The 23,440-nt window shown below is 61.6% G+C and carries 22 protein-coding genes and 2 pseudogenes; 13 read left to right on the top strand and 11 right to left on the bottom strand.

Features of this window, described 5'->3' with window-relative positions:
* Window positions 1–16 precede the first annotated feature (16 nt).
* On the top strand, window positions 17–220 hold the full coding sequence (locus AC0L2M_RS07875) for a DUF3126 family protein (RefSeq protein ID WP_013531334.1): 204 nt from the start codon (window positions 17–19) through the stop codon (window positions 218–220).
* A 241-nt stretch (window positions 221–461) separates the two neighbouring features.
* Here AC0L2M_RS07875 and AC0L2M_RS07870 read toward each other — a convergent pair whose 3' ends face one another.
* On the bottom strand, window positions 462–1,193 hold the full coding sequence (locus tag AC0L2M_RS07870) for a hypothetical protein (protein ID WP_473534518.1): 732 nt from the start codon (window positions 1,191–1,193) through the stop codon (window positions 462–464).
* A gap of 266 nt (window positions 1,194–1,459) precedes the next feature.
* On the opposite strand from AC0L2M_RS07870, the gene AC0L2M_RS07865 reads away from it, so the two are divergent.
* Window positions 1,460–1,987 (top strand): gamma carbonic anhydrase family protein, encoded by a 528-nt coding sequence (locus AC0L2M_RS07865; RefSeq protein WP_473534517.1) that lies wholly within the window; start codon window positions 1,460–1,462, stop codon window positions 1,985–1,987.
* A 54-nt stretch (window positions 1,988–2,041) separates the two neighbouring features.
* On the opposite strand, the gene AC0L2M_RS07860 is transcribed toward AC0L2M_RS07865, so the two are convergent.
* The gene (locus tag AC0L2M_RS07860; protein ID WP_473534516.1) at window positions 2,042–2,602 is read right to left on the bottom strand and encodes an ankyrin repeat domain-containing protein; all 561 of its coding nucleotides are present in this window, start codon (window positions 2,600–2,602) and stop codon (window positions 2,042–2,044) included.
* Window positions 2,603–3,135: 533 nt separating this feature from the next.
* Between AC0L2M_RS07860 and AC0L2M_RS07855 the strand changes: the two are divergent.
* The 3 genes and pseudogenes from AC0L2M_RS07855 to AC0L2M_RS07845 form a co-directional block, all read left to right on the top strand.
* Window positions 3,136–5,147, top strand: a pseudogene (locus AC0L2M_RS07855) (BTAD domain-containing putative transcriptional regulator).
* Between the two features lie 1,129 nt (window positions 5,148–6,276).
* Window positions 6,277–7,746 carry a hypothetical protein gene (locus tag AC0L2M_RS07850; protein ID WP_473534515.1) on the top strand — a complete coding sequence of 490 codons (1,470 nt, stop codon included), beginning with the start codon at window positions 6,277–6,279 and terminating at the stop codon, window positions 7,744–7,746.
* A gap of 1,200 nt (window positions 7,747–8,946) precedes the next feature.
* Window positions 8,947–9,111, top strand: a pseudogene (locus tag AC0L2M_RS07845) (SAM-dependent methyltransferase); the annotation flags it as partial.
* A gap of 236 nt (window positions 9,112–9,347) precedes the next feature.
* On the opposite strand, the gene AC0L2M_RS07840 reads toward AC0L2M_RS07845, so the two are convergent.
* From AC0L2M_RS07840 to AC0L2M_RS07830, 3 genes are all read right to left on the bottom strand, one after another.
* Entirely contained in the window at window positions 9,348–9,956 is a 609-nt protein-coding gene (locus AC0L2M_RS07840) for a transglutaminase-like cysteine peptidase (RefSeq protein ID WP_023798174.1), read from the bottom strand.
* Window positions 9,957–10,218: 262 nt separating this feature from the next.
* Entirely contained in the window at window positions 10,219–10,836 is a 618-nt protein-coding gene (locus AC0L2M_RS07835; RefSeq protein ID WP_027154470.1) for a PilZ domain-containing protein, read from the bottom strand.
* A gap of 117 nt (window positions 10,837–10,953) precedes the next feature.
* The gene (locus AC0L2M_RS07830) at window positions 10,954–11,592 is read right to left on the bottom strand and encodes a PAS domain-containing protein (protein WP_091591271.1); all 639 of its coding nucleotides are present in this window, start codon (window positions 11,590–11,592) and stop codon (window positions 10,954–10,956) included.
* A 421-nt stretch (window positions 11,593–12,013) separates the two neighbouring features.
* Here AC0L2M_RS07830 and AC0L2M_RS07825 point away from each other — a divergent pair, with 421 nt between their 5' ends.
* The 5 genes from AC0L2M_RS07825 (at window position 12,014) to AC0L2M_RS07805 (ending at window position 16,350) form a co-directional block, all read left to right on the top strand.
* Window positions 12,014–12,772: a rhomboid family intramembrane serine protease gene (locus AC0L2M_RS07825; RefSeq protein WP_027154468.1), complete on the top strand. Its 759-nt coding sequence runs from the start codon at window positions 12,014–12,016 to the stop codon at window positions 12,770–12,772.
* A gap of 102 nt (window positions 12,773–12,874) precedes the next feature.
* Window positions 12,875–13,306 carry a CBS domain-containing protein gene (locus AC0L2M_RS07820; protein WP_128168516.1) on the top strand — a complete coding sequence of 144 codons (432 nt, stop codon included), beginning with the start codon at window positions 12,875–12,877 and terminating at the stop codon, window positions 13,304–13,306.
* 343 nt (window positions 13,307–13,649) lie between these two features.
* On the top strand, window positions 13,650–15,149 hold the full coding sequence (gene gatB, locus AC0L2M_RS07815) for an Asp-tRNA(Asn)/Glu-tRNA(Gln) amidotransferase subunit GatB (RefSeq protein WP_473534514.1): 1,500 nt from the start codon (window positions 13,650–13,652) through the stop codon (window positions 15,147–15,149).
* 4 nt (window positions 15,150–15,153) lie between these two features.
* Window positions 15,154–15,642 carry a GNAT family N-acetyltransferase gene (locus AC0L2M_RS07810; protein ID WP_473534655.1) on the top strand — a complete coding sequence of 163 codons (489 nt, stop codon included), beginning with the start codon at window positions 15,154–15,156 and terminating at the stop codon, window positions 15,640–15,642.
* Between the two features lie 255 nt (window positions 15,643–15,897).
* Window positions 15,898–16,350 carry a phasin gene (locus tag AC0L2M_RS07805; protein ID WP_027154463.1) on the top strand — a complete coding sequence of 151 codons (453 nt, stop codon included), beginning with the start codon at window positions 15,898–15,900 and terminating at the stop codon, window positions 16,348–16,350.
* A gap of 152 nt (window positions 16,351–16,502) precedes the next feature.
* Here the strand turns inward: AC0L2M_RS07805 and panC are convergent, their stop codons facing one another.
* Together panC and panB are read right to left on the bottom strand one after the other, a co-directional pair.
* Window positions 16,503–17,354, bottom strand: a complete 852-nt coding sequence (gene panC / locus AC0L2M_RS07800) for a pantoate--beta-alanine ligase (protein ID WP_473534513.1) — start codon at window positions 17,352–17,354, stop codon at window positions 16,503–16,505.
* 13 nt (window positions 17,355–17,367) lie between these two features.
* Entirely contained in the window at window positions 17,368–18,210 is an 843-nt protein-coding gene (gene panB, locus AC0L2M_RS07795; RefSeq protein WP_473534512.1) for a 3-methyl-2-oxobutanoate hydroxymethyltransferase, read from the bottom strand.
* Between the two features lie 248 nt (window positions 18,211–18,458).
* On the opposite strand from panB, the gene AC0L2M_RS07790 reads away from it, so the two are divergent.
* From AC0L2M_RS07790 to AC0L2M_RS07780, 3 genes are all read left to right on the top strand, one after another.
* Entirely contained in the window at window positions 18,459–18,857 is a 399-nt protein-coding gene (locus AC0L2M_RS07790; RefSeq protein WP_023798164.1) for an NADH:ubiquinone oxidoreductase subunit NDUFA12, read from the top strand.
* 374 nt (window positions 18,858–19,231) lie between these two features.
* The gene (locus tag AC0L2M_RS07785; RefSeq protein ID WP_473495175.1) at window positions 19,232–19,825 is read left to right on the top strand and encodes a DUF2155 domain-containing protein; all 594 of its coding nucleotides are present in this window, start codon (window positions 19,232–19,234) and stop codon (window positions 19,823–19,825) included.
* A 97-nt stretch (window positions 19,826–19,922) separates the two neighbouring features.
* Entirely contained in the window at window positions 19,923–20,291 is a 369-nt protein-coding gene (locus AC0L2M_RS07780) for a hypothetical protein (protein WP_473534511.1), read from the top strand.
* Window positions 20,292–20,316: 25 nt separating this feature from the next.
* Here the strand turns inward: AC0L2M_RS07780 and aat are convergent, their stop codons facing one another.
* Genes aat through aroQ form a run of 4 tightly spaced genes read right to left on the bottom strand, consistent with a single transcriptional unit; the run spans window position 20,317 to window position 23,246 of the window.
* Window positions 20,317–20,934: a leucyl/phenylalanyl-tRNA--protein transferase gene (gene aat / locus AC0L2M_RS07775; RefSeq protein ID WP_473534510.1), complete on the bottom strand. Its 618-nt coding sequence runs from the start codon at window positions 20,932–20,934 to the stop codon at window positions 20,317–20,319.
* A 29-nt stretch (window positions 20,935–20,963) separates the two neighbouring features.
* Window positions 20,964–22,307, bottom strand: coding sequence for an acetyl-CoA carboxylase biotin carboxylase subunit (gene accC / locus AC0L2M_RS07770; RefSeq protein WP_023798159.1), 1,344 nt, complete (start codon window positions 22,305–22,307; stop codon window positions 20,964–20,966).
* Window positions 22,308–22,326: 19 nt separating this feature from the next.
* A complete protein-coding gene (gene accB, locus AC0L2M_RS07765; RefSeq protein ID WP_023798158.1) occupies window positions 22,327–22,785 on the bottom strand; it encodes an acetyl-CoA carboxylase biotin carboxyl carrier protein in 459 nt (152 codons plus the stop codon).
* Window positions 22,786–22,811: 26 nt separating this feature from the next.
* Complete coding sequence (aroQ, locus tag AC0L2M_RS07760; protein WP_031254564.1) at window positions 22,812–23,246, bottom strand: type II 3-dehydroquinate dehydratase; 435 nt, start codon at window positions 23,244–23,246, stop codon at window positions 22,812–22,814.
* Window positions 23,247–23,440 lie beyond the last annotated feature (194 nt).

The raw sequence follows: 23,440 nt of genomic DNA, 5'->3' as shown, positions 1-23,440 counted from the left end.
CGATCGGAGAAGACTTTTGAAGCCGGACGAAATCAGAAAGCTGGACGCCTATTTCAAGCGCGTCTTCCAGAACCCTAAGCTTGAAGTGAAGGCGCGGCCGCGCAAGGATGATTCGGCCGAGGTCTACGTCGGCGACGAATTCCTCGGCATCGTCTTCAAGGACGAGGACGACGGCGACTATAATTTCTCGATGGCGATCCTCGACATCGACCTCGCCTGAGCCGGGAGGCGATCGGTGCGGGCCGACCTTGAGCCAGCTTGCTCGCCGCACCCTCTTCTTCAACGTTGGCGATTGGCGAAAGAAGAACGAATAGCCAATCTCCCCCCTTGAGGGGGAGATGCCCGTAGGGCAGAGGGGGGTGCTGGGGGGTGCTGTCCCGCCGACGTCGCGCAAATTTCTGCGCTGCTGCGCGATCAAAAGTCACTGAGCAGATTTTCGCACGGTTCGCTTCATCATCATCCTAATGCCCGGCCTTCAGCATACGCGCAGCCTTGGCGGCGATGGCTGCGTCGAGCGCCTGCCAGTCGCCCAGAAATTCCATGGGAAAGCGGTAGGTGAGGCTGAGATTGTCGCCGACCAGAATGTCGCGTTCGCAGGGCGCCAGCGATTGCGCAGCACTTGGGCCGCTCAGGCAGCGGGCCACGAACGGGTGCTTGCCCCGGCGATTGCCGACCACCAGCACCTCGTTGAAATAGCCCGATTTTTCATTGAAGCCGTAAAGCGTCGTGCCGCCCGGACCGGGCGTGCCGGGTTCGACAATCAGGGCGCTGTAGATCGGCGCGAAGCGGCCGCTCATGTCTCGCGACATGACCTGTCGTTCGAACGACAGAAAGATGATGCTCTTGCTGGGTCCAGTGTGGTTGAAATCGTCGCGGGCCGCCTCGCTGTAGCCGTCCATTTCGGGATAACGCAGATAGAGGTCGAGGCGCGAGGCGATGCCGTCGCGCCGCGCCTGGTCGAAGCGGATGACATTGGCCGGCACGGCGATGACGTTGTTGCCGATCACCACCTCGTGGACTGTCGTGTCGTCGGTATATCCGGCCATGGCGATTGAGCGGCCCAACCATTTGCCGCCAAGGCTGATCGTCATCGAAAGCACTGCCAGCGCAGCGAACACGTAGAACACCCGCTTCATCAGCTTGGAATCGACGACGGTGAGTTGCGGACCGTTGGCGGTGGCTGCCTGCTTCATCGCGATCCCCGATTATCGCGTGGCACGGCTCTTGCGGCACGCCTGTCGAAACACGACTGTGCGATTTCATGGTAAATGGAAGGTGAAGATGGGTCCGGTTGGACACACACTTGTTGCTTTTAGTGTTGCCTGACGGCGCTGATCTCTTGCGGTTGCACGGCGACGATCTTTGGCGTTGGGCGTCGTGCTGATCGACATTGCATCCCAGGCAGGCACTCACCTAGGGTCGACCGATCTTTCAGCCTGAGACGATTCGGAGGAGAAACATGCCGCTCTATGCGATCGACGGAAAAGCCCCCGGTTTCGAGGACGCCGACAGCAACTGGATCGCGCCCGACGCTACCCTGATCGGCGACATACAGATCGGCCGCAACGCGGGCTTCTGGTTCGGCGTCCTCATCCGCGGCGACGACGAGCCGATCATCATCGGCGCCGATACCAATGTGCAGGAACACACGGTCATGCATACAGATGTCGGTTTTCCCCTGACCATCGGGCAAGGCTGCACGATTGGCCATCGCGCCTTGCTGCATGGCTGCACGATCGGCGACAACAGCCTGATCGGCATGGGCGCCATCGTGCTGAACGGCGCGAAGATCGGCAGGAATTCGCTGGTCGGCGCCGGCGCCCTCGTCACCGAAGGCAAGGAATTCCCCGATAATTCGCTGATCATCGGCTCGCCCGCCCGTTTTGTGCGAACACTGGACGATGCCGCGGTGGCAAGCCTGCGCGCTTCGGCCGCGCACTACGTCGCCAACGGCAAACGCTTCAAGGCGGGGCTGACGAAGACCTGAGGCCAGCCTTGGTCAAATCTTCGGCTATATGGTTCACCGGCATCGTCGCCCAACTCACCGTCCATTGGAGCCACGCCTGGTCATTGCATCGCACAGCAACGAAGCGCCGGCTTCAAAGCCGGCATTGTGGGCGTCCTCAAGGGCTGTCGTATAGTCGTCGATGCGGGTTTCGAGCGATGGGTCGGCGCCCGCCGCCAACAGCAGGCGGATGGCATCGACGCTACGGATGGCGACCGCATAGTGAAGCGGCGTCCAGTCGTTTACGCCCCGCATGTTGAGGTCTGCGCCCCCATCGATCAGGGTTCGGACTATTTCCAGTCTGTCAGCCCGGTCGGCGGAGAGTGCCGCAATGATTGCCGGAAAACCGCCGTGGTGGTGATAGTTCGAGTCCGAGCCCGCATCCAGTAAGATCGAGATGAAAGCGGCGGGGCTCCAATAGATCGCATACTCCAGTGGATGCCCAAGGCCGAGTTCAAAGGGCATCTGCTCGTCGAACCAGCCGGGTGAGCCGCCGAGAGCCACACCGAGGGCCTCGAAGTCGCCCGCCTTGAACGCGTCATCGATGGCCTTGAACAGGCGGTGGCGCTCGCATCGATCTTCCGGGATTTCCAACATCGCAGCGATCCGGAGGTTGAATTGGCCGCCATATTGCTCCCATCCGCCGCTGCCTGAAAGCCCCATGGGCGGGTTGCGATTGGAGAGCAGGTCGATAGCTTTGCGCAGCCGTACGCCGAACTTATCGCATCGACATCAAGTTCGTGATCAGACCTGCCTTGATGTCGAGTGCGGGTCGATGGGCCTCCGGATGACCGATGTCGTTCAGCTGATCGGCCATCAAGTCGGCTAGTGCCCTGCGTCTTGCGACGGTCCGTCGCCACCCCCTGAAATCGGCGATCATCTTGTTACGCTTTTCAGGCTGGGTCCAAACAGATGTCTTTTCGACGTGCGGGCGGCGCGAGTTTGCGTGTCAGCCATTTTTAGTCTCCCATTTCGAGATTTGCGGATGAGAGCGTGCCATGCGGGTGTTTTCGGGCTGTTCGGCTGTGCGTGAAAAAAACCGAAAAGCCCGACGAGCTGCCGTTAAATCGGTGTTAAAACTATCCTCCGAAATGTATTCCGCCGCGGCGGTCAAAGTCTGGAGACCATCTGTGCGCATCAGGTTGCTGGGCGGCCTCGAGGTTACTTCGCCGGAGCGCCGGCCCGTCCGTTTCGCCACGCGCAAGACTTCGCTTCTTTTTGCTGCCCTGGTGCTGGCGGGCCACCGCGGCCATCGTCGCGAGCAGCTTTCCGAGGCCTTTTGGCCGGGACGAAGCAATGGCCAGGCCCGCAATAGTTTGCGGCAAGCGCTGGTCGACATCCGGCGCTCGTTCCCGACCAGCAAGGATGCCACCCTCTACATCGATGGGGATCAGGAAGCCATCGCGCTGATTGCCGGTCGGGATGACGCGGACATTTCGATCTTCGACCGGAAACTGGAGCAGGGCGGGGCGGCCGATCTCGCCGTCGCCGCCGACCTCTACCGCGGTGGGGTGCTTGCGGGGGAAGCCATTCCTGAGGAACTGGATGAGTGGTTTGGACCCTATCTGGACAGGTATCAGTGCAAGGCCCTGCAGTTGGTCGATCGGCTGAGCCTCGCGCTGCCGATACCCGGCTCAGCGGAAGAGACGGCCTGCGAAGGGCTCGCCGAGAGATTGCTCGCCTCAGATCCTACCGCGGAGGCCGCCCATCGGGCGCTGATCCGGATCCACGCGCATCGCGGCCACGAAAACGCCGCCTTGCGCCAGTTCGAACTTTGTCGGACTGCCCTGAAAAAGCAGCTGGATGCTGAGCCGGAGGCGCAGACAAGCTCGCTGGCGGCTTCTCTGCAGTCCCGCGAACGACCTGGGGATCAGCAGCCGGGGCCAAGCTCTGGCGTCGCGGCGCCGGCACAGGTGCTGGCAGTCCTAACGAGACACGGCGACCAGCCGTCAATTGCGGTGCTGCCGTTTCAGAATCTAAGCGGTGATATCGAGCAGGAATATTTCGCCGACGGAATGGTGGAGGACATCGTCACCGCCCTGGCTCACTTTCGTGCCCTGTTCGTAGTCGCACGGAATTCGAGTTTTACCTCCAAGGGACGTCGATAGACATAAAGCAGGTCGGGCGTGAACTGGGCGTGCGCTATGTGGTCGAGGGAAGTGTGCGGAAAGCGGGTGAGCGCCTGCGCATCACCGGACAACTTCTCGACGCTTCGAGCGGCCTCCACCTGTGGGCTGACCGTTTTGAAGGTACTCTAGCCGAGGTTTTCGATTTTCAGGACCAGATCGCCTCGAGCATCGTCGGCGCGATCACCCCAAAGGTCGAGGAGGCCGAAATTGAGCGCGCCAAGCGCAAGCCGACTGAGGACCTCGACGCCTACGACTATTATCTGCGCGGGTTGGCGTCCCACGACCGAGCGGTCAACACCAAGGAAACCATGGATGACGCTCTGCGGTTCTTCATGAAGGCGATCGGCTGTGACCCGGTGTTCGCTGCCGCCTATGCCCGGGCGGCGCGCTGCTATGCGGCGCGAAAGAGCAACCGCTGGATGATCGATCGCCTAGAAGAGACTGCCGAGGCGACCCGACTGGCAAAGAGAGCGATCGAACTTGGATGGGACGATGCAATTGCCCTTTCGTACGGCGGATACGTGCTCGGCTATGTAGGCGGCGATGTGGAGGAAAGCGCGGCGTACATCGAACGCGCGCTTGGCCTGAACCCGAACTTGGCTGCGGCGTGGGGTTACAGCGCCTGGGTTCAAGCGTGCTTAGGTGAGCCGGAGAACGCCGTCGAGCGCGCCGCGCAGGCAATGCGCCTCAGTCCGTTCGATCCTCGCTTTTTTGTTTGGGAATTTTGCACCGCACTCGCTCACTTTTGTGCCGGGCGCTACAACGATGCTGCTGAGTGGGCGAAAAGGTCTTTGCGCTCGCAACCAAACTACGCGAGTGCGACGCGTGTGGCGACGGCAAGTTACGTCTTGGCCGGTCGGCTTTCGGAAGCCGAGAAGATGATGGCCCGCCTGCGCGAACTCGACCCTACGTTGCGGCTTTCGAATCTCGCTGAGGTGCTGCCGCCGTTTTGTCGACCGGACGATCGCAGCAGATATATCGAAGGACTTCGCAAGGCGGGCCTGCCCGATTAACGCCGTGTCAGCGTGAAGCGAGGCAAACGGCTTCGGCACCAGATGGCCGACGTACTGCCGATGGATGCTAACTATAAGGTGACGGTTGACCGTGGAAGCCTGTGACCTAGCTTAAAGCTTAGCCGGACCGTCCAGAGCCGGAAATGGTGGGATGGTGCGCTACCGTGGGAGAACTCTCGGGACGTTGAGATGCAGAGGTGCAAGTCGGCTTTTCAGAGCCTGTGCGCCCTTGGCGGCCGACAATCGGCGGCCATGGCCTGTCAAGTTTCGTTTCAAACAAAAGTCATCTGCGCCGGCACGCCTATCAACGCGCGACCGCCGCTCCGCCATGCAACAACAATTCGAGCACTGGAGGGACCTCGAAGCAAGTGACAGCTTCGAACGCGACCAAAGGCTTTAGCCAGCACCAAGGCGAGGGGCCAACAACGCTTCACGATCTTAAGATTACACCCAAAACCGCACAGGCACGGCAATGCCAAATCATCTTGCCGAAATTTACGCAAACAGCGCAGATCTCGCCGTCCTGGGCGGGATAGCAGCATTTGCCTCGATGGGCCTCTATCTTGTGCTAAGGCGTATCCTTATCGGGGTGCAACGGCGTCGCCTCAAATCAGATGTGAGCGAACGCGGATCTGACCTCCCCGAGGAGGAGGTGTCTTGGGATTGGGAAATCCCGGTCGACCTTGCAACCGAGTCTGCTTCTTCTTCTTCTCAGGTTGCCGTGCCCTCAGACGCGGCAGACCTGGATATTCGGCGTCAGGATGCCAATTGCCTTCGGTTCGGGGTGCGAATCGAGTATTTCGACGTGATCTCCGAAGATTGCGAGAGCTCGTCTGTGACCCGGACCAACGCTTTCGCTTCCGCGACGAACATAGCGCAATCCGGCCGACTTGCGACATCGATCAGGGAAATCGCTGGCTATGTTCATAGGCAGGTGGCGGCAAATCTTGCCGCCCTAACTAGTCCAGTATTGACGGCTCTGAGCCGTATGCCAACACAACTCGCCCTCGCGGAGAATCCCGACCCCACCACAGCGACGGCCTCACCTCCTCGCATTCGCAGGCCGATCGGTCTTGTGCCCCGCTTTGGTGTCGCAGCAATCTGTCTGGCCGTGCCGCTTAGCTATGCGATGACGAGACAAAACTGGGTCGAAAGCGCCCCCGCCATTTCGCTGGTCCAGGGCAACGTCAATCCGGAGCTTTCGCGATCCTTCGAGCTTCCGGCGAGTGCTGCATTGGATGTGCGTAGGCCAGCCCAGGGAGACGAGCGCACGAGTGTCGAATTGCTCAGCCCGGATCTCACGGCTGCCCGGGCGCAAGTCGGAGCAGCTGGTGCTCAGGCAGCCGCAGCGAAGGAATTGGACGGCCAGGAGCGCCGGGCGGCGGGAGGTGAGCGCGCCAGGAGCGCCGCTCTGCAGCGAGCGCTGCTCGAATCGCGCAAGGAGATCGACGCGCTGAGGACAAGCATGGCAGCCGCCGCCAACGCACGCCAGGAGCAATTGCGCAACGAGCTCGCGGCAGCCCGTACAGCTGACGCATTGCGGCGCCTTGCGGGAGATGCCCGTACGATGCTGAGCGAGGCCACCAACTATGTCTTTACGGAGATGCCCGCTGCTCACCTGGAGCGTCAGCGAGCCGAATGGGTGGCGCGCGATCTATCGCGAGCGCAGGCGCAAATTGAGCGGCTTGAGACCGAGGCCGCCGAGGATCGCGCCAAGGCCAAGGCTTCGCTGGCGCAAGCGAGCGGAATGCTCGATGACGAACGCCGAAAGTCAGACGAACTTCGTGGCGAGCTCTCCAAAGTGAAACTGTCCAATGCTGCGCTCATGGAGCGCGCGGACGCGGCTGAGCAGGAATTGACCGGTGCCGTCACAGCGAGAGAACGAGTGGAGCAGACGGCAGCCGAGACGGAGCGGGCGCTGGCGCGACAACAGGCGGCAGCAGCGTCGACGCGTGAGGAGCTGAAAAAAGCTCGCCTCGAGCGCGACGCGGCTGAACAGGAACGAGCCAGGGCAGTCTCAGCGAGAAAGCGTGCCGAGCAGACTGCAACCGAGACATCGCAGGCTCTGGCAAGAGAACGCGCTGCAGCAGTCTCGACGGGGGAGGAGCTGAAAAAAACTCGCATCGAGCGCGACGCGGCTGACCAGGAACGAGCCAGAGCAGTCGCAGCGAGAGAACGAGTGGAGCAGACTGCAACCGAGACGGCGCATGCTCTGGCACGAGAACGCGCTGCGGCAGTCTCGACCCATGAGGACCTCGATAAAGCTCGCCTCGAGCGCGACGCCGCCCGAGCACTTTTGCTACAGGTCGCCAAGCTGAAGGAGGCTTTGGACAAGCAACGTGACGTCACTGTTTCTCTTTCCCGCGACCTGGCCGCCGCGCGCGCGGACAATGACAGGCTCAGGGCTGAGCGTCGCAGCGCCAAGATTGAGCCGCCGCTGAAGCGGCGCGCTGGCCGCGCAGCCGCCGCTGCCGGCGGGGTGAAGGCTGTCAGCCAGAAGACTGCACGCAGCAAGGCTCGCGACCCGGCGCGGATTGCGGGGGTGCGTTCTCTCACACTTCCCTATCCCCTCAGGCCAAGACAGGCGACATTGGAGTGATTTCCAAAACGACTGCGCGGTCCTCCTGTTGAAGGCCCAAGCTCTTTGAGATCATTGCGACACGTGTGTATTGCGAGAGTAGACTAGGATGAATCGAATCACCCCATTCGAATTCATTCTGCTCTCGTCGGCGAGTAGTTCTGCGCGATACGCTATGTCAGCCCGATCACACTGCCTGTAGCATTCAATTCGCATTTGATCGGCGCCTGCCGCGTCTCCACGTTGCCTTGCCGTCCATAGTCGATGCTGACCTCGACGGGAGCTGAGATCGTATCCGGGGTCAACCGACGCATGGAACCTGCGCTGCTGACGCGCACACTGGTCGCGCCAAACGGGGCGGCGGCTGACTCGATTGCGTCATGGCAGGCGCGAACGACTTCATCCGGGACGCCCGGCAGCGCCTTGATTGGACTGACCGTTGCTGGACTGTCGACGTCACCAGGAGGCTGAAGGCTGGACGGAAGGTCGAGCGACCGTCCACTTGCGGACCGGGCGACACTGACGGCAGTGGCGGCCGTGGTTGCCGCAACTGCCGCCGTTGCAGTGGTGCTGGTCCCATCGTCATCCACCGGTGACCTGCTGCTGGAGCCGCTGGGTCCTTTGTGCGCGCCGTCTTTGCGGCCTTCACCGTGATGGCTGGCAGCGCTATTGCCTCCGCCACCCTGGCTGGCAGCGCTATTGCCTCCGCCACCATGGTTGCCACCGCTTTTGCCTCCGCCGCGCTCGCCGCCGGCGGTAGCTCCTGCGCAAGCTACCGCGATCGAGCAAACGAATACGAAATATGCCCAGCTGGATTCAGAGGATTGACGCACGACCACCTCCATAAAGTGCGTCGGTCGAACCGTCTTTCCGCGCCATGCAGTCAGAAAAGCGCAACCGCCGCCGCCCCCAGGCAAACCTCGCGACTAACCGCCCACGGAGAGTAACTAGGGGATCAATCCGGTGTATCAAGGACGCTGTACGCGGTACGTGCGTCGTCCCGGCTACCGGCGGGAGGGGAGGCCACGATCTGACCACGTCGCTGACATTCTGAGGTGCAGCGTTAGAGAACTGCAAGCGTCTCTACAACTAGCCGACTCGCCTTTTGATGAGATGGTCTGCGAGGCCGGCCGCCTCGTCGGCGATTGCCGGTATTGTCTCCCGATTTCCGCGTCGATCCGGAAAAACGAGGCCGGCAAATAGAGGCCCGGAAGAATGCCCACATTCGTGTGCACGCCCGCCTCGCTGTCGCAGGAAGTCTGGCTTGGGCTTGGCGCCCAGGCCGGCGAGGCGAGGTTGCGCAAGGTGGTGACCGGCGGTGGCTTCAAGCGCTTCCGTCGCGCCGCCGAGACGCCGTTCAACATGGTGCTGGAGGCTCGCCCCTAAATGCGAAACAACGACCTAAAGCGCGTCGCATGAGGCCGCTCAAACGCGACGCGCTTTAGAGTGCGGACGCTATCTGGCGCGGCCGTCGCAAATGCATGTCGCGCAAAAACGCGCGGGGCTTCCGGGACAGCGTGCCGCTTCAAAAAAGTGGAGCCGGCCCGGGGACGGGGCCGGCTCCTAAACCCGGTCGTTGGGGACGGGGAGGTGGGGCTCGACCGGGCTTTTGCGTCGCGTCCTTAGCGGACGCTGGCAACCGCGCCGGAGCGGCCGTCGTTGATCGTTACCCAAGCGCCAGAATTCTGGCTCGATTGGCGCTTCAGATAGGTGTAGTCGGTGTTGGTCCAGGACAGCACCCTGGTTTCGAGATTGTCGAGGATGAACTCTCCGAGGCTGGTGCGCACGGTCAGCACCGCGTGGCCGTCTCCGTTCGGCTGGCGCGCAACCGTCATCAAGAGGTCGCCGGCCGGAACGCCGATGTTCATCAACGCGCGGCGCTTTTCCAGCGCATAGTCCTCGCAGTCGCCGAATTCGCTGTTGGAATAGGACCAGACCTCTTCCTTGCCCCACAGTTCCATATCGGTGCGCGGCGCGATCCTGCTGTTGACCGAATTGTTGATGCTCACGATCTTCGCCCACAGCTTGCGGGTCAGTTCGATCGGCGCCTGCTTCGGCGTCCGCTGATTGCATTCCTGCGGAATTTTCTGGCAGAACTCGTAATGGCCGACCGGCTGTGTGGTGCGGCTGCCGGTGTGCATGAAGGCAGGTCCCGCTGCATACGCTGTTCCCCAGGCGGTAAGCTGCGTCGCCATTGCCAAGAGCAACAGCTTGCCCCTCGTCTTCTTCATCGTCCAGTCTCCCCGTTTGAGGAGACAATGACACGATTGGATTTATTCGACGCAAAGGCTCGAAGTAGACATTAAGTAAAACTCCCGTAGAATAAACATAAAATTTGAATCATTTCAGTATAAAATTGTTGAGGTGGTTTTCGCCGGGATCACATCGGCGCGGCGCCTTGGCGCGGCATCGGTGGCAGGCTGCGTTGACCGGCGCTCCAACAAAAAAACCGGCCGAAATGGGCCGGTCGATTGCGGGAATGTGCGCTGTTTGTCAGGTGCCGGATGCGTTGAATTCGGAATCGAGCGTTTCCGGCCGCTGGATGACCGCGAACTCGATGGCGATGCCGTCCTCGAAATGGCGCACCACCTGGCCGCGCATGGTGCCCAGCATGACTTGGATGCCGATTGCCGGCTTGACATCGATCTCGACCGCGGCGCCCGAAAGCGACAGGTCGATGATGCGGCACTGGTACTGGCGCCCGTCGCCGAGCTGAAGCACGCTGGTCGGATTGCGCGGCGCCACGCGTTCGTGGCGGCGGTCTTCCGGCAGATCGAGCTCGTGCTTGTTGGCAAGCCAGGTCAATTGCGCTGCAAGCTTGTCCTTCTTGCGTTCCGACGCGATGACCGTCATCGCGAAACCGTCCTGCAGGATACGGGTGACGACGCCTTCGATGCGGCCGATGTGATCGATATAGGCGATGACTTTCTCGCCCGGCATGCCGATGCGCTCGGTGCGAAGCGCTACATTGCCCGGCGACATGTCGACCACCTGACACGGATGTTCGGTGCGATCCTCCAGCATGAAGCGTCCATAGATTTTCACGCGGACGCGCTGAAAGTTGCGCCTTTCAGCTTGGGACGGCGCGGTGTCGACCGCCGCTGACCTCATGACTGCCTACACCCCGTTTGGCATTCCGCGCGTTGATGCGAGGAACTTCGCCGGAAAGCTACAGCGAAGCGGGTTAACAAAGGGGAAAGCCTGACGCCGCTACTTTAGGATTTTGGATTATTCCCCGCGCCCGCCGTCGAATACGACCAGATGACGGATGCGGCGTGCCTGGCCGAGCGCCGAAATCGTCTGGGACGGATCGAGTTCCGACGGGACAAGCGAGGGAACGTCGATGGCCGGCCGGTTCTTGAGGAATTTCGGTTCCTTCTCCGGATCGACGAGACGGATCGAATCGATCAGGGCGTCGGCGATCGGATCCGCGCCCAGCCAGAAGGGTTTTTCAGCGGCGCTTATCACGCCGAGGCAGCGCGGATTGTCGACGCCGCCGTCGAGCGGCAGGGCGAGCAGCTCGAACTTGCTGGAACGGTCGGTGCGGCTGAAACCTTCATAGGTGATGAGCACGACGGATTTTTGATCGAAGACGCCCTGGATCAGTTTCGAGATAAGCCGCTGGTCCTTCTCGCGCCAGAGCGAGGGAAAGGAAAACCCCTTGAGTTCACGGCCATAGACCGCGCAAAGCCTGGTGCCGGCGAGCCGGAATACCGCTTCGCCGCGCGTATCTTTTTCCAGGATGAATGTGTCGGCCAGCAGCGACTTGATATCGGCCGGCTCGACTTCCGAACGCTTCGGGGCAGGGCGCCCGTCACGCAGCCGGTTCCAATAATGGAACAGCGTGATCGATCCGTTCTGGTTCATGTTATGCTGCTCCGCGCAATCTGTCGTCTGATGTCCCATCGGTGAACAGAAGGGCGCCCTCCGAGGACCTACATGCGTTGCGGAGCAGGATGCGTGCCAGCATCGTTAACACTTGTTCACGGGTCGGGGCCGTTAAGGTTAACAAGTGGTTTACGTTGCGCTCCGCCCAGGCCCGTGGCACGTTAAAACCACTCCTAGAAGCGGTCGTTTCGCAGCGATCGGCAGCATTTCAGTCAAGAGTTTGGGGGAGCATGGGGGCTCGACCAGCCGTTCAAGGGCAACCTTGGACGGCTTCTTTTTGATTCGCGCCAATTTTGATTCGCGCCGTTTTGATTTGCGTGGGGCGATTCGCCCTTTGTGAATCGGGTGACCGTGATCTACATGCTCGCGAAGTCGAAACCAGCGACTGAGTGCGAGCCATATGAGCGAACCAGCAAGCCCCTCGGAAATCGAACAGGGCGAGGGCGGACCTGTCGGCCGTGAGCCGGAGCCGCGCCGCGAGCCGGTGTTCAACATGCCGCCCGTTGTGCTGGCGGTGATCGGCATCTGCGTCGTCCTCTATCTCATCCAGGAATACGTGCTTAGCCAAAGCCAGTTGCTGACATTGTTGTACGATGCGGCCTTCATTCCAGTTCTTTATACTGGCCAATATGGCTTCGACTGGTTCCTGTTTTCCCGGCCTTTCACCTATGCCTTCCTGCATGGCGGCTTTGCTCATCTGGCCGTCAACATGGTGTGGCTGGCGGCTTTCGGCTCACCACTGGCGAACCGCTTCGGCGCGCTTCGTTTCAGCCTGTTCTTCGCCGCGACCGGGCTGGCGGCCGTGGTGCTGTTCTGGGCCGTGCATCCGCTCGGCGAGGCGCCGCTGGTCGGCGCATCGGGGGCGATTTCCGGCATGATGGGGGCCGCCGCGCGCTTCGGCTTCCGCACCGACCGCTCGTCCGGCAAAGCCGCCTTCGCCGGCGCGCCGCTGCCGATGGCGGCGGTGTTCCGCTCGCGCGGCGTTGTGACTTTTCTTGCGATCTGGATGGTGATCAATCTCGCCACCGGCCTCGTTGCCTTCGCGCCCGGCATCGACAGCCAGATCGCCTGGGAGGCTCATATTGGCGGTTTTGTCGCCGGCTTCTTCGGCCTGCGGGCTTTCGATCGGCGGCAGCAGGCCGACGAGTTCAGGGCCTGAGCCTCGCCGCACTTGAAAACCAATCGATCGCGGCGCACGATGTCTGGCACTAGGGAAAGCCGGTCAGGGCAGGAACCGGCAAGGTGAACTGAGGAGGACGCCATGACTGTTAAGGCAATTCTCGAGCAGAAGGGCCACGACGTGTTGACGCTCGGGCCGAACGAAAAACTGAGCGAGGCCATTCGCATCTTGGCCGAGCACAGGATCGGTGCGCTGGTCATCACCAATGGTGATCACAAGATCGTCGGCATCCTTTCCGAGCGCGACGTCGTGCGGGTCCTCGCCAGGGAAGGGACCGCCGCATTGGATATCGCGGTGCGTTCGGCGATGACCCCCAAGGTGAAGATCTGCAATGAGAACCACACCGTCAACGAGGTCATGGAGATCATGACCAGTGGCCGTTTCCGCCATCTGCCGGTGGAAAAGGACGGCCTGCTCGACGGCATCGTGTCGATCGGCGACGTGGTCAAGCGGCGCATCGAGGATGTCGAGCGCGAGGCCGCAGAGATCAGGGCCTATATCGCGACGGCGTGAGATCGCCAGCAAGTTTTGTCGAAGTCGGCGCCGCCCCCTCATCGCCCTGCCGGGCACTTCTCCCCGTATAGTGACGGGGAGAAGGGGCCGGCCGCAGCCTTGGCGGCTTTTCTTGCTACAATGGAGATTGGCGAAATCGTTGATGCGGGCGCCCCTCTCCCCGTCACTATCGGGGAGAGGATGCCGGCAGGCAGGTGAGGGGCAGCGCAAACGTTTCCAATAACGGTTGCCCTACCAGCCTGCGGCTTCACGCTTGTCTCCTTTTGCGGTTTGCATTAGCGGATGACTTCACTTTAAACGTCGAATTCACGTGAATTCCGTCACCGATAACGCGCAGGCCGCCATGACCCTCATCGACACCCGCACACCCGACGCCAAGCGCCTGATATCAGGCGCCACCGGCGACTGGGAGATCATCATCGGCCTCGAGGTCCATGCGCAGGTGACCTCGCAGGCAAAACTGTTCTCCGGCGCCTCGACGGCGTTCGGTGCGCCGCCAAACGCCAATGTCAGCCTTGTCGATGCGGCGATGCCGGGCATGCTGCCGGTCATCAACGAGGAATGCGTCAAGCAGGCGATCCGCACCGGCCTCGGGCTGAAGGCCGAGATCAACCACAAATCGGTCTTCGACCGGAAAAACTATTTTTATCCCGATCTGCCGCAGGGCTATCAGATTTCACAGTTCAAGCAGCCGATCGTCGGCGAGGGCAAGGTGATCGTCTCCGTCGGTCCCGACCGGCAGGGCGAGTTCGAGGACATTGAGGTCGGCATCGAGCGCCTGCATCTGGAGCAGGATGCCGGCAAGTCGATGCACGACCAGCATGCGACGATGTCCTATGTCGATCTCAACCGCTCCGGCGTGGCGCTGATGGAGATCGTCTCCAAGCCCGACATGCGATCCGCCGACGAGGCCAAGGCCTATGTCACCAAGCTGCGGACCATCGTGCGATACCTCGGCACTTGCGACGGCAACATGGACGAAGGCTCACTGCGCGCCGATGTCAACGTCTCGGTGCGCCGGCCCGGCGGCGAATTCGGCACGCGCTGCGAGATCAAGAACGTCAACTCGATCCGCTTCATCGGCCAGGCCATCGACTACGAGGCGCGCCGCCAGATCGCCATCCTTGAGGACGGTGGCAAGATCGACCAGGAAACGCGGCTGTTCGATCCCAACAAGGGCGAGACCCGCTCGATGCGTTCCAAGGAAGAAGCGCACGACTACCGCTATTTCCCGGATCCCGACCTGTTGCCGCTGGAATTCGACCAGGCCTATGTCGATGCGCTGGCAAAGGATCTGCCTGAACTGCCCGACGCCAAGAAGGCGCGGCTGATCTCCTCGCTCGGCCTGTCGACCTACGACGCCTCGATCCTGGTGTCGGAAAAGGCGGTCGCCGACTATTTCGAGAAGGTGGCCGCTGGTCGCGACGGCAAGCTTGCCGCCAATTGGGTCATCAACGATCTGCTCGGTGCCTTGAACAGAGCCGGCAAGGGTATTGAAAATGCTCCGGTTTCGCCCGATCAGCTCGGCGCGGTCATTGACCTGATAAAAGAGGGCACCATCTCCGGCAAGATCGCCAAGGATCTGTTCGAGATCGTCTGGAACGAAGGCGGCGATCCGCGCCAGCTGGTCGAAAGCCGCGGCATGAAACAGGTCACCGACACCGGCGCCATCGAAAAGACGGTCGACGAGGTGATATCAGCCAATCCCGACAAGGTCGAGCAGGCGCGCGCCAAGCCGAGCATGGCCGGCTGGTTCGTCGGCCAGGTGATGAAGGCGACTGGCGGCAAGGCCAACCCTCAGGCCGTCAACGACCTCGTCAAGGCCAAGCTCGGGATCGAATAGGATGATGTTCGTTCGCACCGCTGGCGAGCGCGATCTTGCCGCGGTCCGGGCGTTGCTGGTCGAAACGTGGCACGCCACCTACGACGCCATCTATGGTGCTGCCAAAGTCGCTGAGATAACAGATGAATGGCATTCGATCGCCTCGCTCAAGGCGCGGCTGACACGGCCGAACTCCGAATTCCTGGTCGCAGACGATGGCAACCGCATTGGCGGGATGGCGTTCGCCGCAGCCACCACGGATGCGAGGATCGTCATGCTGAACCAGCTCTACGTGCATCCGGCCTGCCAGAGGCAAGGGATCGGCCAGGCGCTGCTGGAAGAGGTCGAGGCCAGCTTTCCCGAGGCGCGGACGCTGCGTGTCGAAGTGGAAGAGGCAAATGCTCCCGCCGTCGCCTTCTATCACTCAAAAGGGTTTTTGCCAGCCGGGAATACTGCTGACTGTGGCGGTGGCTCAGGGCTGCCGGCGCTGATTTTGGAAAAGGCGATCGAATAGATTTGCCTGGCCTGACAGGTCGCAGTCAGTTGCGTTTTTACGGGGCTGCGCCGGTCGGTTGCGGGCTGAATTGCGGAATGGCGGTCCGCAAAAAACACGCCCGAAGGTAGAAATTCACCAGTGGCTAACGCTGAGGCAAAAAGCATGGTGCGACGCACAAAAATATTGCAATGCACTGCAGATGCCGTAACGTCAGGTTCTAGATGAACGAGACGGCCTTTCTACAAAGGTCGCCCACCGCAAAGGATGGAAACTATGACCAAGACCGCTGATAAAACTGCTGAAAACGTTGAGAATGCAGAAGTCCAGACCGAGGTAACCGATCAGTTCCGTGCTGTCGCCGAAAAGGGCGTCGAGCAATCGAAAGAAGCCTTATCGAAATTGGCGACCGGCGCCGAGGCGACCCAGAAGGCTCTTGAGTCATCCTTCGAAACAGCCAAGACCGCTAGCAATGAGCTGTCGCTGAAGACGATCGCCGCTTTGCGCGCAAATGTTGAGGCCAGCTTTTCTCACCTCGAAGCCCTGGTTACCGTGAAATCGCCCTCCGAGTTCGTCGAACTGCAGACAGACTTCTTGCGCAAGCAGGTGGAAAAGACGGTCGAGCAGAGCAAGGAGCTTCAGGCGGCGGCGACGAAAGCCGCGGAAGACGTATCCAAGCCGATCAAGGATGTCTACGAGAAGGCGATGAAGGATCTCAAGGTCGCCTGATTGGCCTTGATGCCTGATTGGCCCTAAGGCATGTCGCGCAAAAGCACGCCCTCGGGCTTGAACCGAGGGTGCGAAGCGGTTTTGCAATAGCGACATGCGTCAAAGCAACAACCTGAAGCGCGTCGCATGAATCCATCCAAACGGCACGCGCTTCAGGCGGAGGGAACTTCCACATTGTCGATCAGCCGGGTCTTGCCCAGCCAGGCGGCTGCGAGCAGGCGTCCGTCGCGGTCTGGCCGCCACGGGGCGAGCGTCAGGCTCTCGCGCGCCGCGACATAGTCGACTTTGTCGAAGCCGGCCTCGACCAGCGCGCGGCTGGCCTCAGCGGTCGCACTGCCTTCATCCGCGCCTGCCGCGAGTGCCGCCGCCGTTCGGCGCAAGATGGCGTTGAGCTGGCGCGCCACCGCGAGCTCGGTTTCGCCGAGATAGGCGTTGCGTGACGACATGGCGAGCCCGTGCGCGTCGCGTATTGTTGGCGCGCCGATGATGTCCACCGGCAGATCAAGATCGCTGCAGAGCTGCCTGACGACGCAAAGCTGCTGATAATCCTTTTCGCCAAAGACCGCGCAGTCGGGCGACGCCTGCAGGAAGAGCTTTGCCACGACGGTTGCGACGCCGTCGAAGAAGCTCGGCCGGAAATCCGATTCCAGCCCGGCGGCTGGCCCGCCGACCGAGATCCTGGTGGCGAAGCCGGCCGGGTACATCTGCGCCACACCAGGGGTGAAGGCAAGTTGTGCGCCGGCCTCGGCCAGCCGATCGAGGTCGCGGCCGAGCTGGCGCGGATATTTGTCGAGGTCTTCGCTCGGCGCGAACTGGGTTGGGTTGACGAAGATCGAGACAACGCAGCGATCGGCCTTCTCCAGCGCGATCCTGATCAGCGAGATATGGCCGTCATGCAGCGCACCCATGGTCGGCACCATGGCAAGGCTAAGGCCATCGCGACGCCAGTCGCGGATTTGCGCGCGAAGGGCGGCGACGCTGTCGACGACGAGAGGTCGGCTCATGCTTCGCCCCGGCTCATGCTTCGCTCTTGTCGGCTGCGGCCGAAAAAACGTGGCTCGGGCCGGGGAATGTCCGGCTGCGCACCTCCGCTGCATAGCTGGCTGCCGCCTGCGATATGACGCTGCGCAGGTCGGCATATTGCTTGACGAATTTCGGCACCCGGTCGACGGTCAGGCCGACCATGTCGTCGATGACCAGGATCTGGCCGTCGCACTCGCCGCTGGCGCCGATGCCGATGGTTGGAATGGAAATGTGCCGGGTGATATCGGCGGCGACGGTCTCGACGGTGCCTTCGATGACCACCGAAAACGCGCCGGCTTTTTCGACCGCCTCGGCGTCGCGATAAAGCGCAGCCACATTCTCGTCGGTCCGGCCCTTGATCCTGTAGCCGCCGTCGCTTTCCACCGATTGCGGCTGCAAGCCGATATGTCCCATGACCGGAATGCCGGCAGCGACAATCGCCGCAATCTGTCGGGCAACTGTGACGCCACCCTCCAGCTTGACGGCCTGGCAACCGGTTTCGCCGACAATCCGCCGCGCCGAGGCGACGGCTTGGCGCGCCGTCGCCTCATAGCTTCCGGCCGGCATGTCGACCACCACGCAGGCCTTGGCTGACCCTCGCATCACCGCTTGACCGTGGGCGATCATCATCTCCAGCGAGGCGCCCAGCGTGGTCTTGTGGCCATGGAGAACCATGGCCACGCTGTCGCCGACCAGAAGCAGGTCGACATGATCGTCGAGCAGGCGAGCGATGGGATAGGTATAGGCGGTGAGGCAGACGATCGGCTCGCCGCCCTTGCGCAGGCGAATGGAGCTGGCACTGATCCGCGGATCGGCGCCGGATGCGTGTGGGGCCATCATTCCCTCCCTCAACCGTCAATCAGGCAGGGTACCTGCATGCGGCGCGCTGAGCTTTAGAAAGGCCAGGCAGCCTTGGCAAGGCATGCCTCGACAGGACGCGAAAGGCTTGCCACGGTGCGTCGGTTTTCCGACGGCCATTTGCACGGCTCATGCGGCAAAACCCTTGCCTTGGCGATGGCCTGACGCCATAAGCAGGAAACAGGCGCCGCCGCTGCCGCCACGAGGACTTGCCGCGAGGATTTTGGATGAAGACTTTCCTTCTGCAGTTTTTCACCTGGTGGAACAGCCAGACGCTGGGCACGCGCTTCCACACCTGGCGGCATGGCAAGAAAGTCGGGCAGGACGAGGCTGGCAACGTCTACTACGAGGGTGGTGTCGATTCGGAAGGCCGCACCCGCCGCTGGGTCATCTATCGCGACTATTCGGAAGCCTCGATGATTCCGCCCGGCTGGCATGGCTGGATGCATCACCGCGTCGATGTCCCGCCGACGAGCGACACCTACAAGCCACGCGACTGGCAGAAGCCGCATCAGCCGAACCTCACCGGAAGTGCCGCGGCCTATCGCCCCAAGGGCTCCATACTCAGCAATCAGCACCGCCCGCAGGTGACCGGCGATTACGACGCCTGGACGCCGGGGTCGTAAGAGACTGTTTCGAAATTCGCTCTGGCGAGTCATATGGTGGTGGTTTCGAGAACCGGCGCGGAGCGGACATTTGGGTCCGTGAGCCCGCGCATGACCCCGAAAATCCGAAAGATTTTCGGAAAGGTTCATGCGCAAAACCAAAAGTGCTACAGCGTCCTTTGCGCGTCCAAAGGACGCGCGGCGCTGTAGGTAAGCGCAGAAAACGCCGTCAGATGGCCGCCAGAGTAGAGTTTCCAAACGGTCTCTAACCGCTCGCCAAGGGCGGATCGATCCTTTATCGCCACAATTGGCGTTTAGCTGCTTGTCGATCTGACAGCAGCGACTAGCCTTGGGCGCGACAGAATCACCCCGGGCGCAAACCACCGGATCCCTGCATGAGCATTTTCAGCCGAATTTCGATGGGCGGACTGACGACGGCCGCCGCTTTTGTCGCTTGCGCCATGGCCGCCGCTCAGACGCTGGAGGCGCCAGTGGACCCGGGGGCGCCGACGGAATTTGAGGCGCCAGTGGACCCGGGGGCGCCGACGGAATTTGAGGCGCCAGTGGACCCGGATGCGCCAATGGAACCGGATGCGACAGTGGAACCGGATGCGACAGTGGCGCCGGCGGCACCGGCCGCACCACAACGCATCACCAATCCTGTCGCCGAATTCGCCGGCATCGACAAGATCACCGGCCGCATCATCACGTTCGATGTCTATATCGACGAAACGGTGCAGTTCGGCGCTTTGCAGGTGACGCCGCGCATCTGCTATTCGCAGCCGCAAACCGAAGAGCCGAAGACCGATTCTTTCGTCGAGGTCGACGAGATCACGCTGGATCGCAAGATCCGCCGTATCTTCACCGGCTGGATGTTTGCCGAAAGCCCCGGCCTCAACGCCGTCGAACACGCCGTCTACGACGTCTGGCTGAAGGGCTGCAAGCAGAAGTCGGAAGTGCCGGCACCCGACGCGGCCAAAACCAATTAGCCAAGACCAGTTATAATGCCTGGCGTGCGGGATCGCCTGTTCGGAACCGCCTTATTCTCCGTGCGTTGGTCATGGCTGGCGTTACGGAGATGTTCCCATGATGGCCAACAAGAACGAACTCCTCGATCTCGAAAAAGGGTTCTGGACCGGCGACGCAGCCTATTTCAAAGCCAATGCCGACACCAAATGCCTGGTGGCTTTCCCACAGATGGCGCAAACGATGAGCAACGCCGATCTGGCCGAAACCGCGACGGGCCTAAATCGCTGGCGCGATCTCGACATCGACCCCAAGGGCATCATCGAGCCGGGCAGCGACATTGTCATGCTGACTTATGAGGCCCATGCCACGCGCGAGAATGGCGAGCCCTATGCGGCGCTGGTCAGCACCGGCTATGTCCATCGCGTCAATGGCTGGAAGATGATGTTCCACGCGCACACGCCTCTTGAGCCTGCCGCAAAAACCTGACCAAAAACCCGACCTTTGGCGCAGATCATGGGAAAAACACCGTCTCGCCCTTCAGCGCGTCGGCCAGCATCTTTTCGTATTTGCCCCTTGGCACGTCGACCGCGCCGAAGCGTTTGAGGTGCTCGGTGGTGAACTGCGTGTCGAGCAAGGCGAAGTGTCGATCCTTCAGGCGTTCGACCAGGTGCACCAGGCAGACCTTCGACGCGTCCGTTTCCCTGGCGAACATGCTTTCGCCGAAGAACACCCGGCCAAGAGACACGCCGTAGAGGCCGCCAACCAGCCGACCCTCGCGCCAGGCTTCGACCGAATGGCAATGGCCCATCCGATGGAGTTCGACATAGGCCTCGCGGATCGGCGCGTTGATCCAGGTCGACCGGCGTTCCTCGCGCCTCTCGGCGCAGCCGTCGATGGTCGCTTCGAAATCAAAATCGAAACGGATATCGAACAGGTTTTTCCGGATCGCCTTCCTCAGGCTTTTGGGCGTGTGAAAACCATCCAGCGGGATGATGCCGCGCGTCTCCGGCCGCACCCAGAACACTTCCGGATCGGTGGCGCTTTCGGCCATCGGAAAGACGCCCGAGGCGTAGGCCTTGAGCAACAGGTCGGTCGGGATGCGATAGCCTGGCGCGTAAGGACGGGTCATCGCATCATTATATTCTATAAGTTCACGTCCTAATCCTCATCGGCCAGATATTTTTCCAGCCAGTGGATGTCATACTCGCCATTGGCGATATCGGCATTGCCGACGAGATCGCGAAACAGCGGCAGCGTCGTCTTGATGCCGTCGACGACGAATTCGTCGAGCGCCCGCCGCAGCCGCATCATGCATTCGACGCGATTGCGGCCGTGCACGATCAGCTTGCCGATCAAACTGTCGTAGTAAGGCGGGATCTTGTAGCCGGAATAGACGCCGGAATCGACACGGATGCCGAGGCCGCCCGGCGTGTGGAAGTGGGTGATCGTGCCGGGCGAGGGGGTGAAGGTGCGCGGATCCTCGGCATTGATGCGGCATTCGATGGCGTGGCCCTGAAAGCGGATCTCTTCCTGGCGCATGGAAAGCCCGCCGCCCGAGGCGACGCGGATCTGCTCGTGCACGAGGTCGATGCCGGTGATTGCCTCAGTCACCGGATGCTCGACCTGCAGGCGCGTGTTCATCTCGATGAAGTAGAACTCGCCGTTCTCATAGAGGAATTCGATGGTGCCGGCGCCGGAGTAGCCGAGATCGGCGATCGCCCTGGCACAGACGCCGCCGATATGCGCGCGCTCCTCGGCATTGAGCGCCGGCGAGGGAGCCTCTTCCCAGACTTTCTGGTGGCGGCGCTGCAGCGAACAGTCGCGTTCGCCGAAATGCACGCCGCGGCCGGCACCGTCGCCGAACACCTGGACCTCGATGTGGCGCGGCTTTTCGAGATACTTCTCGATGTAGACGGCGTCGTCGCCGAAAGCGGCACCGGCTTCCGAGCGCGCCGTCTGCAGTGCGACCAAAAGATCGGATTCGCTGCGCGCCACCTTCATGCCGCGTCCGCCGCCGCCGGCCGACGCCTTGATGATCACGGGATAGCCGATCTCGGCGGCGATGCGTCTGGCTTCCTTTTCCTCGGTGACCGCCCCGTCGGAGCCGGGCACCACCGGAATGCCGAGGCGCTTTGCGGTGCGCTTGGCCTCGATCTTGTCGCCCATGATGCGGATGTGATCGCCGGACGGGCCGATGAAGGTGATGTTGTGCGCGGCGAGGATATCGGCGAATTTGGCATTCTCCGACAGGAATCCGTAGCCCGGATGCACCGCGTCGGCGCCAGTGATCTCGCACGCCGCGACGATCTGGTGGATGTTGAGATAGCTGTCGCGCGACGGCGGTGGGCCAATGCAGACGCTCTCGTCGGCGAGCCGCACATGCATGGCGTCGGCGTCGGCGGTGGAATGCACCACCACCGTCTGGATGCCGAGCTCCTTGCAGGCGCGCAACACCCTCAGAGCGATTTCGCCGCGATTGGCGATGAGGATTTTCTGGAACATTTTTCGGCTGTTCCCGGCTCTACTCGATCACGACGAGCGGCATGCCGTATTCGACCGGCTGCGCATCCTCGAACAGGATCGCCGTCACCGTTCCGGCACGCGGCGAGGGGATCTGGTTCATCGTCTTCATCGCCTCGATGATCAGCAGCGTCTGGCCTTCCTTGACCTGTTGGCCGACTTCGATGAACGCCTTGGCGTCGGGCGATGGCGCCAGGTAGGCGGTGCCGACCATCGGCGAGGCCACTGCGTTCTTGGACACGTCGGCCGCTGCCGGGGCGGCTGCGCCAGCCGGCTGCGCGGCCGGCGGCGCATAGGCGGGCTGCGCTGCGGCGACCGCATGGACAGCCGGCGCCTGTCGCGACACGCGCACCTTCAAGTCGCCCAGCTCGACCTCGATCTCGGTGAGGTTGGTGTCGTTCAGTATGCCCGCCAGATCGCGGATAAGCTGCTGGTCTACACCATTCTTCTTTATCGACATTTTCGAGCCTTCTGTTTGTTGGCCGGTCATAGGCGTGCGGCCAGCGCCTGCAGCGCCAGTGTGTAGCCGAGCGGCCCGAACCCGCAGATCACGCCGACGGCGACCGGCGAGACCATGGAGACGTGGCGGAATGATTCCCGCGCATGGATGTTGGAAAGATGAACTTCGGCGACGGGCAATGGCGCGACGGAGCGGATGGCGTCGTGAATGGCGATCGAGGTGTGGCTGTAGGCGCCCGGATTGATGACGATGCCGACAGCCTTGTCGGCGGCTTCCTGTATCCAGTCGACGAGGTCGCCCTCATGGTTCGACTGACGGAAATCGATCTCGAGCCCAAGTGCCGCACCTGCCTGCTTGCAATCGTCGGCGATCGCGGCCAGCGTCTTGCCGCCATAGATGCCCGGCTCGCGTTTGCCGAGCGCGTTGAGGTTGGGACCGTTCAGGACGAAAACCGTTTTCAAAATGCCGACCTTTTCCCGGTGTGGTTTCGAATCCGAAATTCGCAATACCTTGGAGCAGCGCTTTGAACGAATTTCGGCTTCAAAGCCACACTGGCAATTTATACATTTCTGATGTGGTGGATTTAAAGTTCCTGAACACTGACGCCACCAAAGCAGCAGGAACTTCAAATCCACCACATCAGCGCCGGCATCAG

Source organism: Mesorhizobium sp. WSM4806, from assembly GCF_055811635.1.
Note: the sequence above shows the minus strand (reverse complement) of the source record. Positions and strands in the feature narration are given on the sequence as shown.

Coding starts and splice junctions, on each gene's coding strand:
- AC0L2M_RS07870 (WP_473534518.1), bottom strand. CDS start 1,193: ATGAAGCAGGCAGCCACCGCCAACGGTCCGCAACTCACCGTCGTCGAT.
- AC0L2M_RS07865 (WP_473534517.1), top strand. CDS start 1,460: ATGCCGCTCTATGCGATCGACGGAAAAGCCCCCGGTTTCGAGGACGCC.
- AC0L2M_RS07860 (WP_473534516.1), bottom strand. CDS start 2,602: ATGTTGGAAATCCCGGAAGATCGATGCGAGCGCCACCGCCTGTTCAAG.
- AC0L2M_RS07850 (WP_473534515.1), top strand. CDS start 6,277: ATGACGAGACAAAACTGGGTCGAAAGCGCCCCCGCCATTTCGCTGGTC.
- AC0L2M_RS07840 (WP_023798174.1), bottom strand. CDS start 9,956: ATGAAGAAGACGAGGGGCAAGCTGTTGCTCTTGGCAATGGCGACGCAG.
- AC0L2M_RS07835 (WP_027154470.1), bottom strand. CDS start 10,836: ATGAGGTCAGCGGCGGTCGACACCGCGCCGTCCCAAGCTGAAAGGCGC.
- AC0L2M_RS07830 (WP_091591271.1), bottom strand. CDS start 11,592: ATGAACCAGAACGGATCGATCACGCTGTTCCATTATTGGAACCGGCTG.
- AC0L2M_RS07825 (WP_027154468.1), top strand. CDS start 12,014: ATGAGCGAACCAGCAAGCCCCTCGGAAATCGAACAGGGCGAGGGCGGA.
- AC0L2M_RS07820 (WP_128168516.1), top strand. CDS start 12,875: ATGACTGTTAAGGCAATTCTCGAGCAGAAGGGCCACGACGTGTTGACG.
- gatB (WP_473534514.1), top strand. CDS start 13,650: ATGACCCTCATCGACACCCGCACACCCGACGCCAAGCGCCTGATATCA.
- AC0L2M_RS07810 (WP_473534655.1), top strand. CDS start 15,154: ATGTTCGTTCGCACCGCTGGCGAGCGCGATCTTGCCGCGGTCCGGGCG.
- AC0L2M_RS07805 (WP_027154463.1), top strand. CDS start 15,898: ATGACCAAGACCGCTGATAAAACTGCTGAAAACGTTGAGAATGCAGAA.
- panC (WP_473534513.1), bottom strand. CDS start 17,354: ATGAGCCGACCTCTCGTCGTCGACAGCGTCGCCGCCCTTCGCGCGCAA.
- panB (WP_473534512.1), bottom strand. CDS start 18,210: ATGGCCCCACACGCATCCGGCGCCGATCCGCGGATCAGTGCCAGCTCC.
- AC0L2M_RS07790 (WP_023798164.1), top strand. CDS start 18,459: ATGAAGACTTTCCTTCTGCAGTTTTTCACCTGGTGGAACAGCCAGACG.
- AC0L2M_RS07785 (WP_473495175.1), top strand. CDS start 19,232: ATGAGCATTTTCAGCCGAATTTCGATGGGCGGACTGACGACGGCCGCC.
- AC0L2M_RS07780 (WP_473534511.1), top strand. CDS start 19,923: ATGATGGCCAACAAGAACGAACTCCTCGATCTCGAAAAAGGGTTCTGG.
- aat (WP_473534510.1), bottom strand. CDS start 20,934: ATGACCCGTCCTTACGCGCCAGGCTATCGCATCCCGACCGACCTGTTG.
- accC (WP_023798159.1), bottom strand. CDS start 22,307: ATGTTCCAGAAAATCCTCATCGCCAATCGCGGCGAAATCGCTCTGAGG.
- accB (WP_023798158.1), bottom strand. CDS start 22,785: ATGTCGATAAAGAAGAATGGTGTAGACCAGCAGCTTATCCGCGATCTG.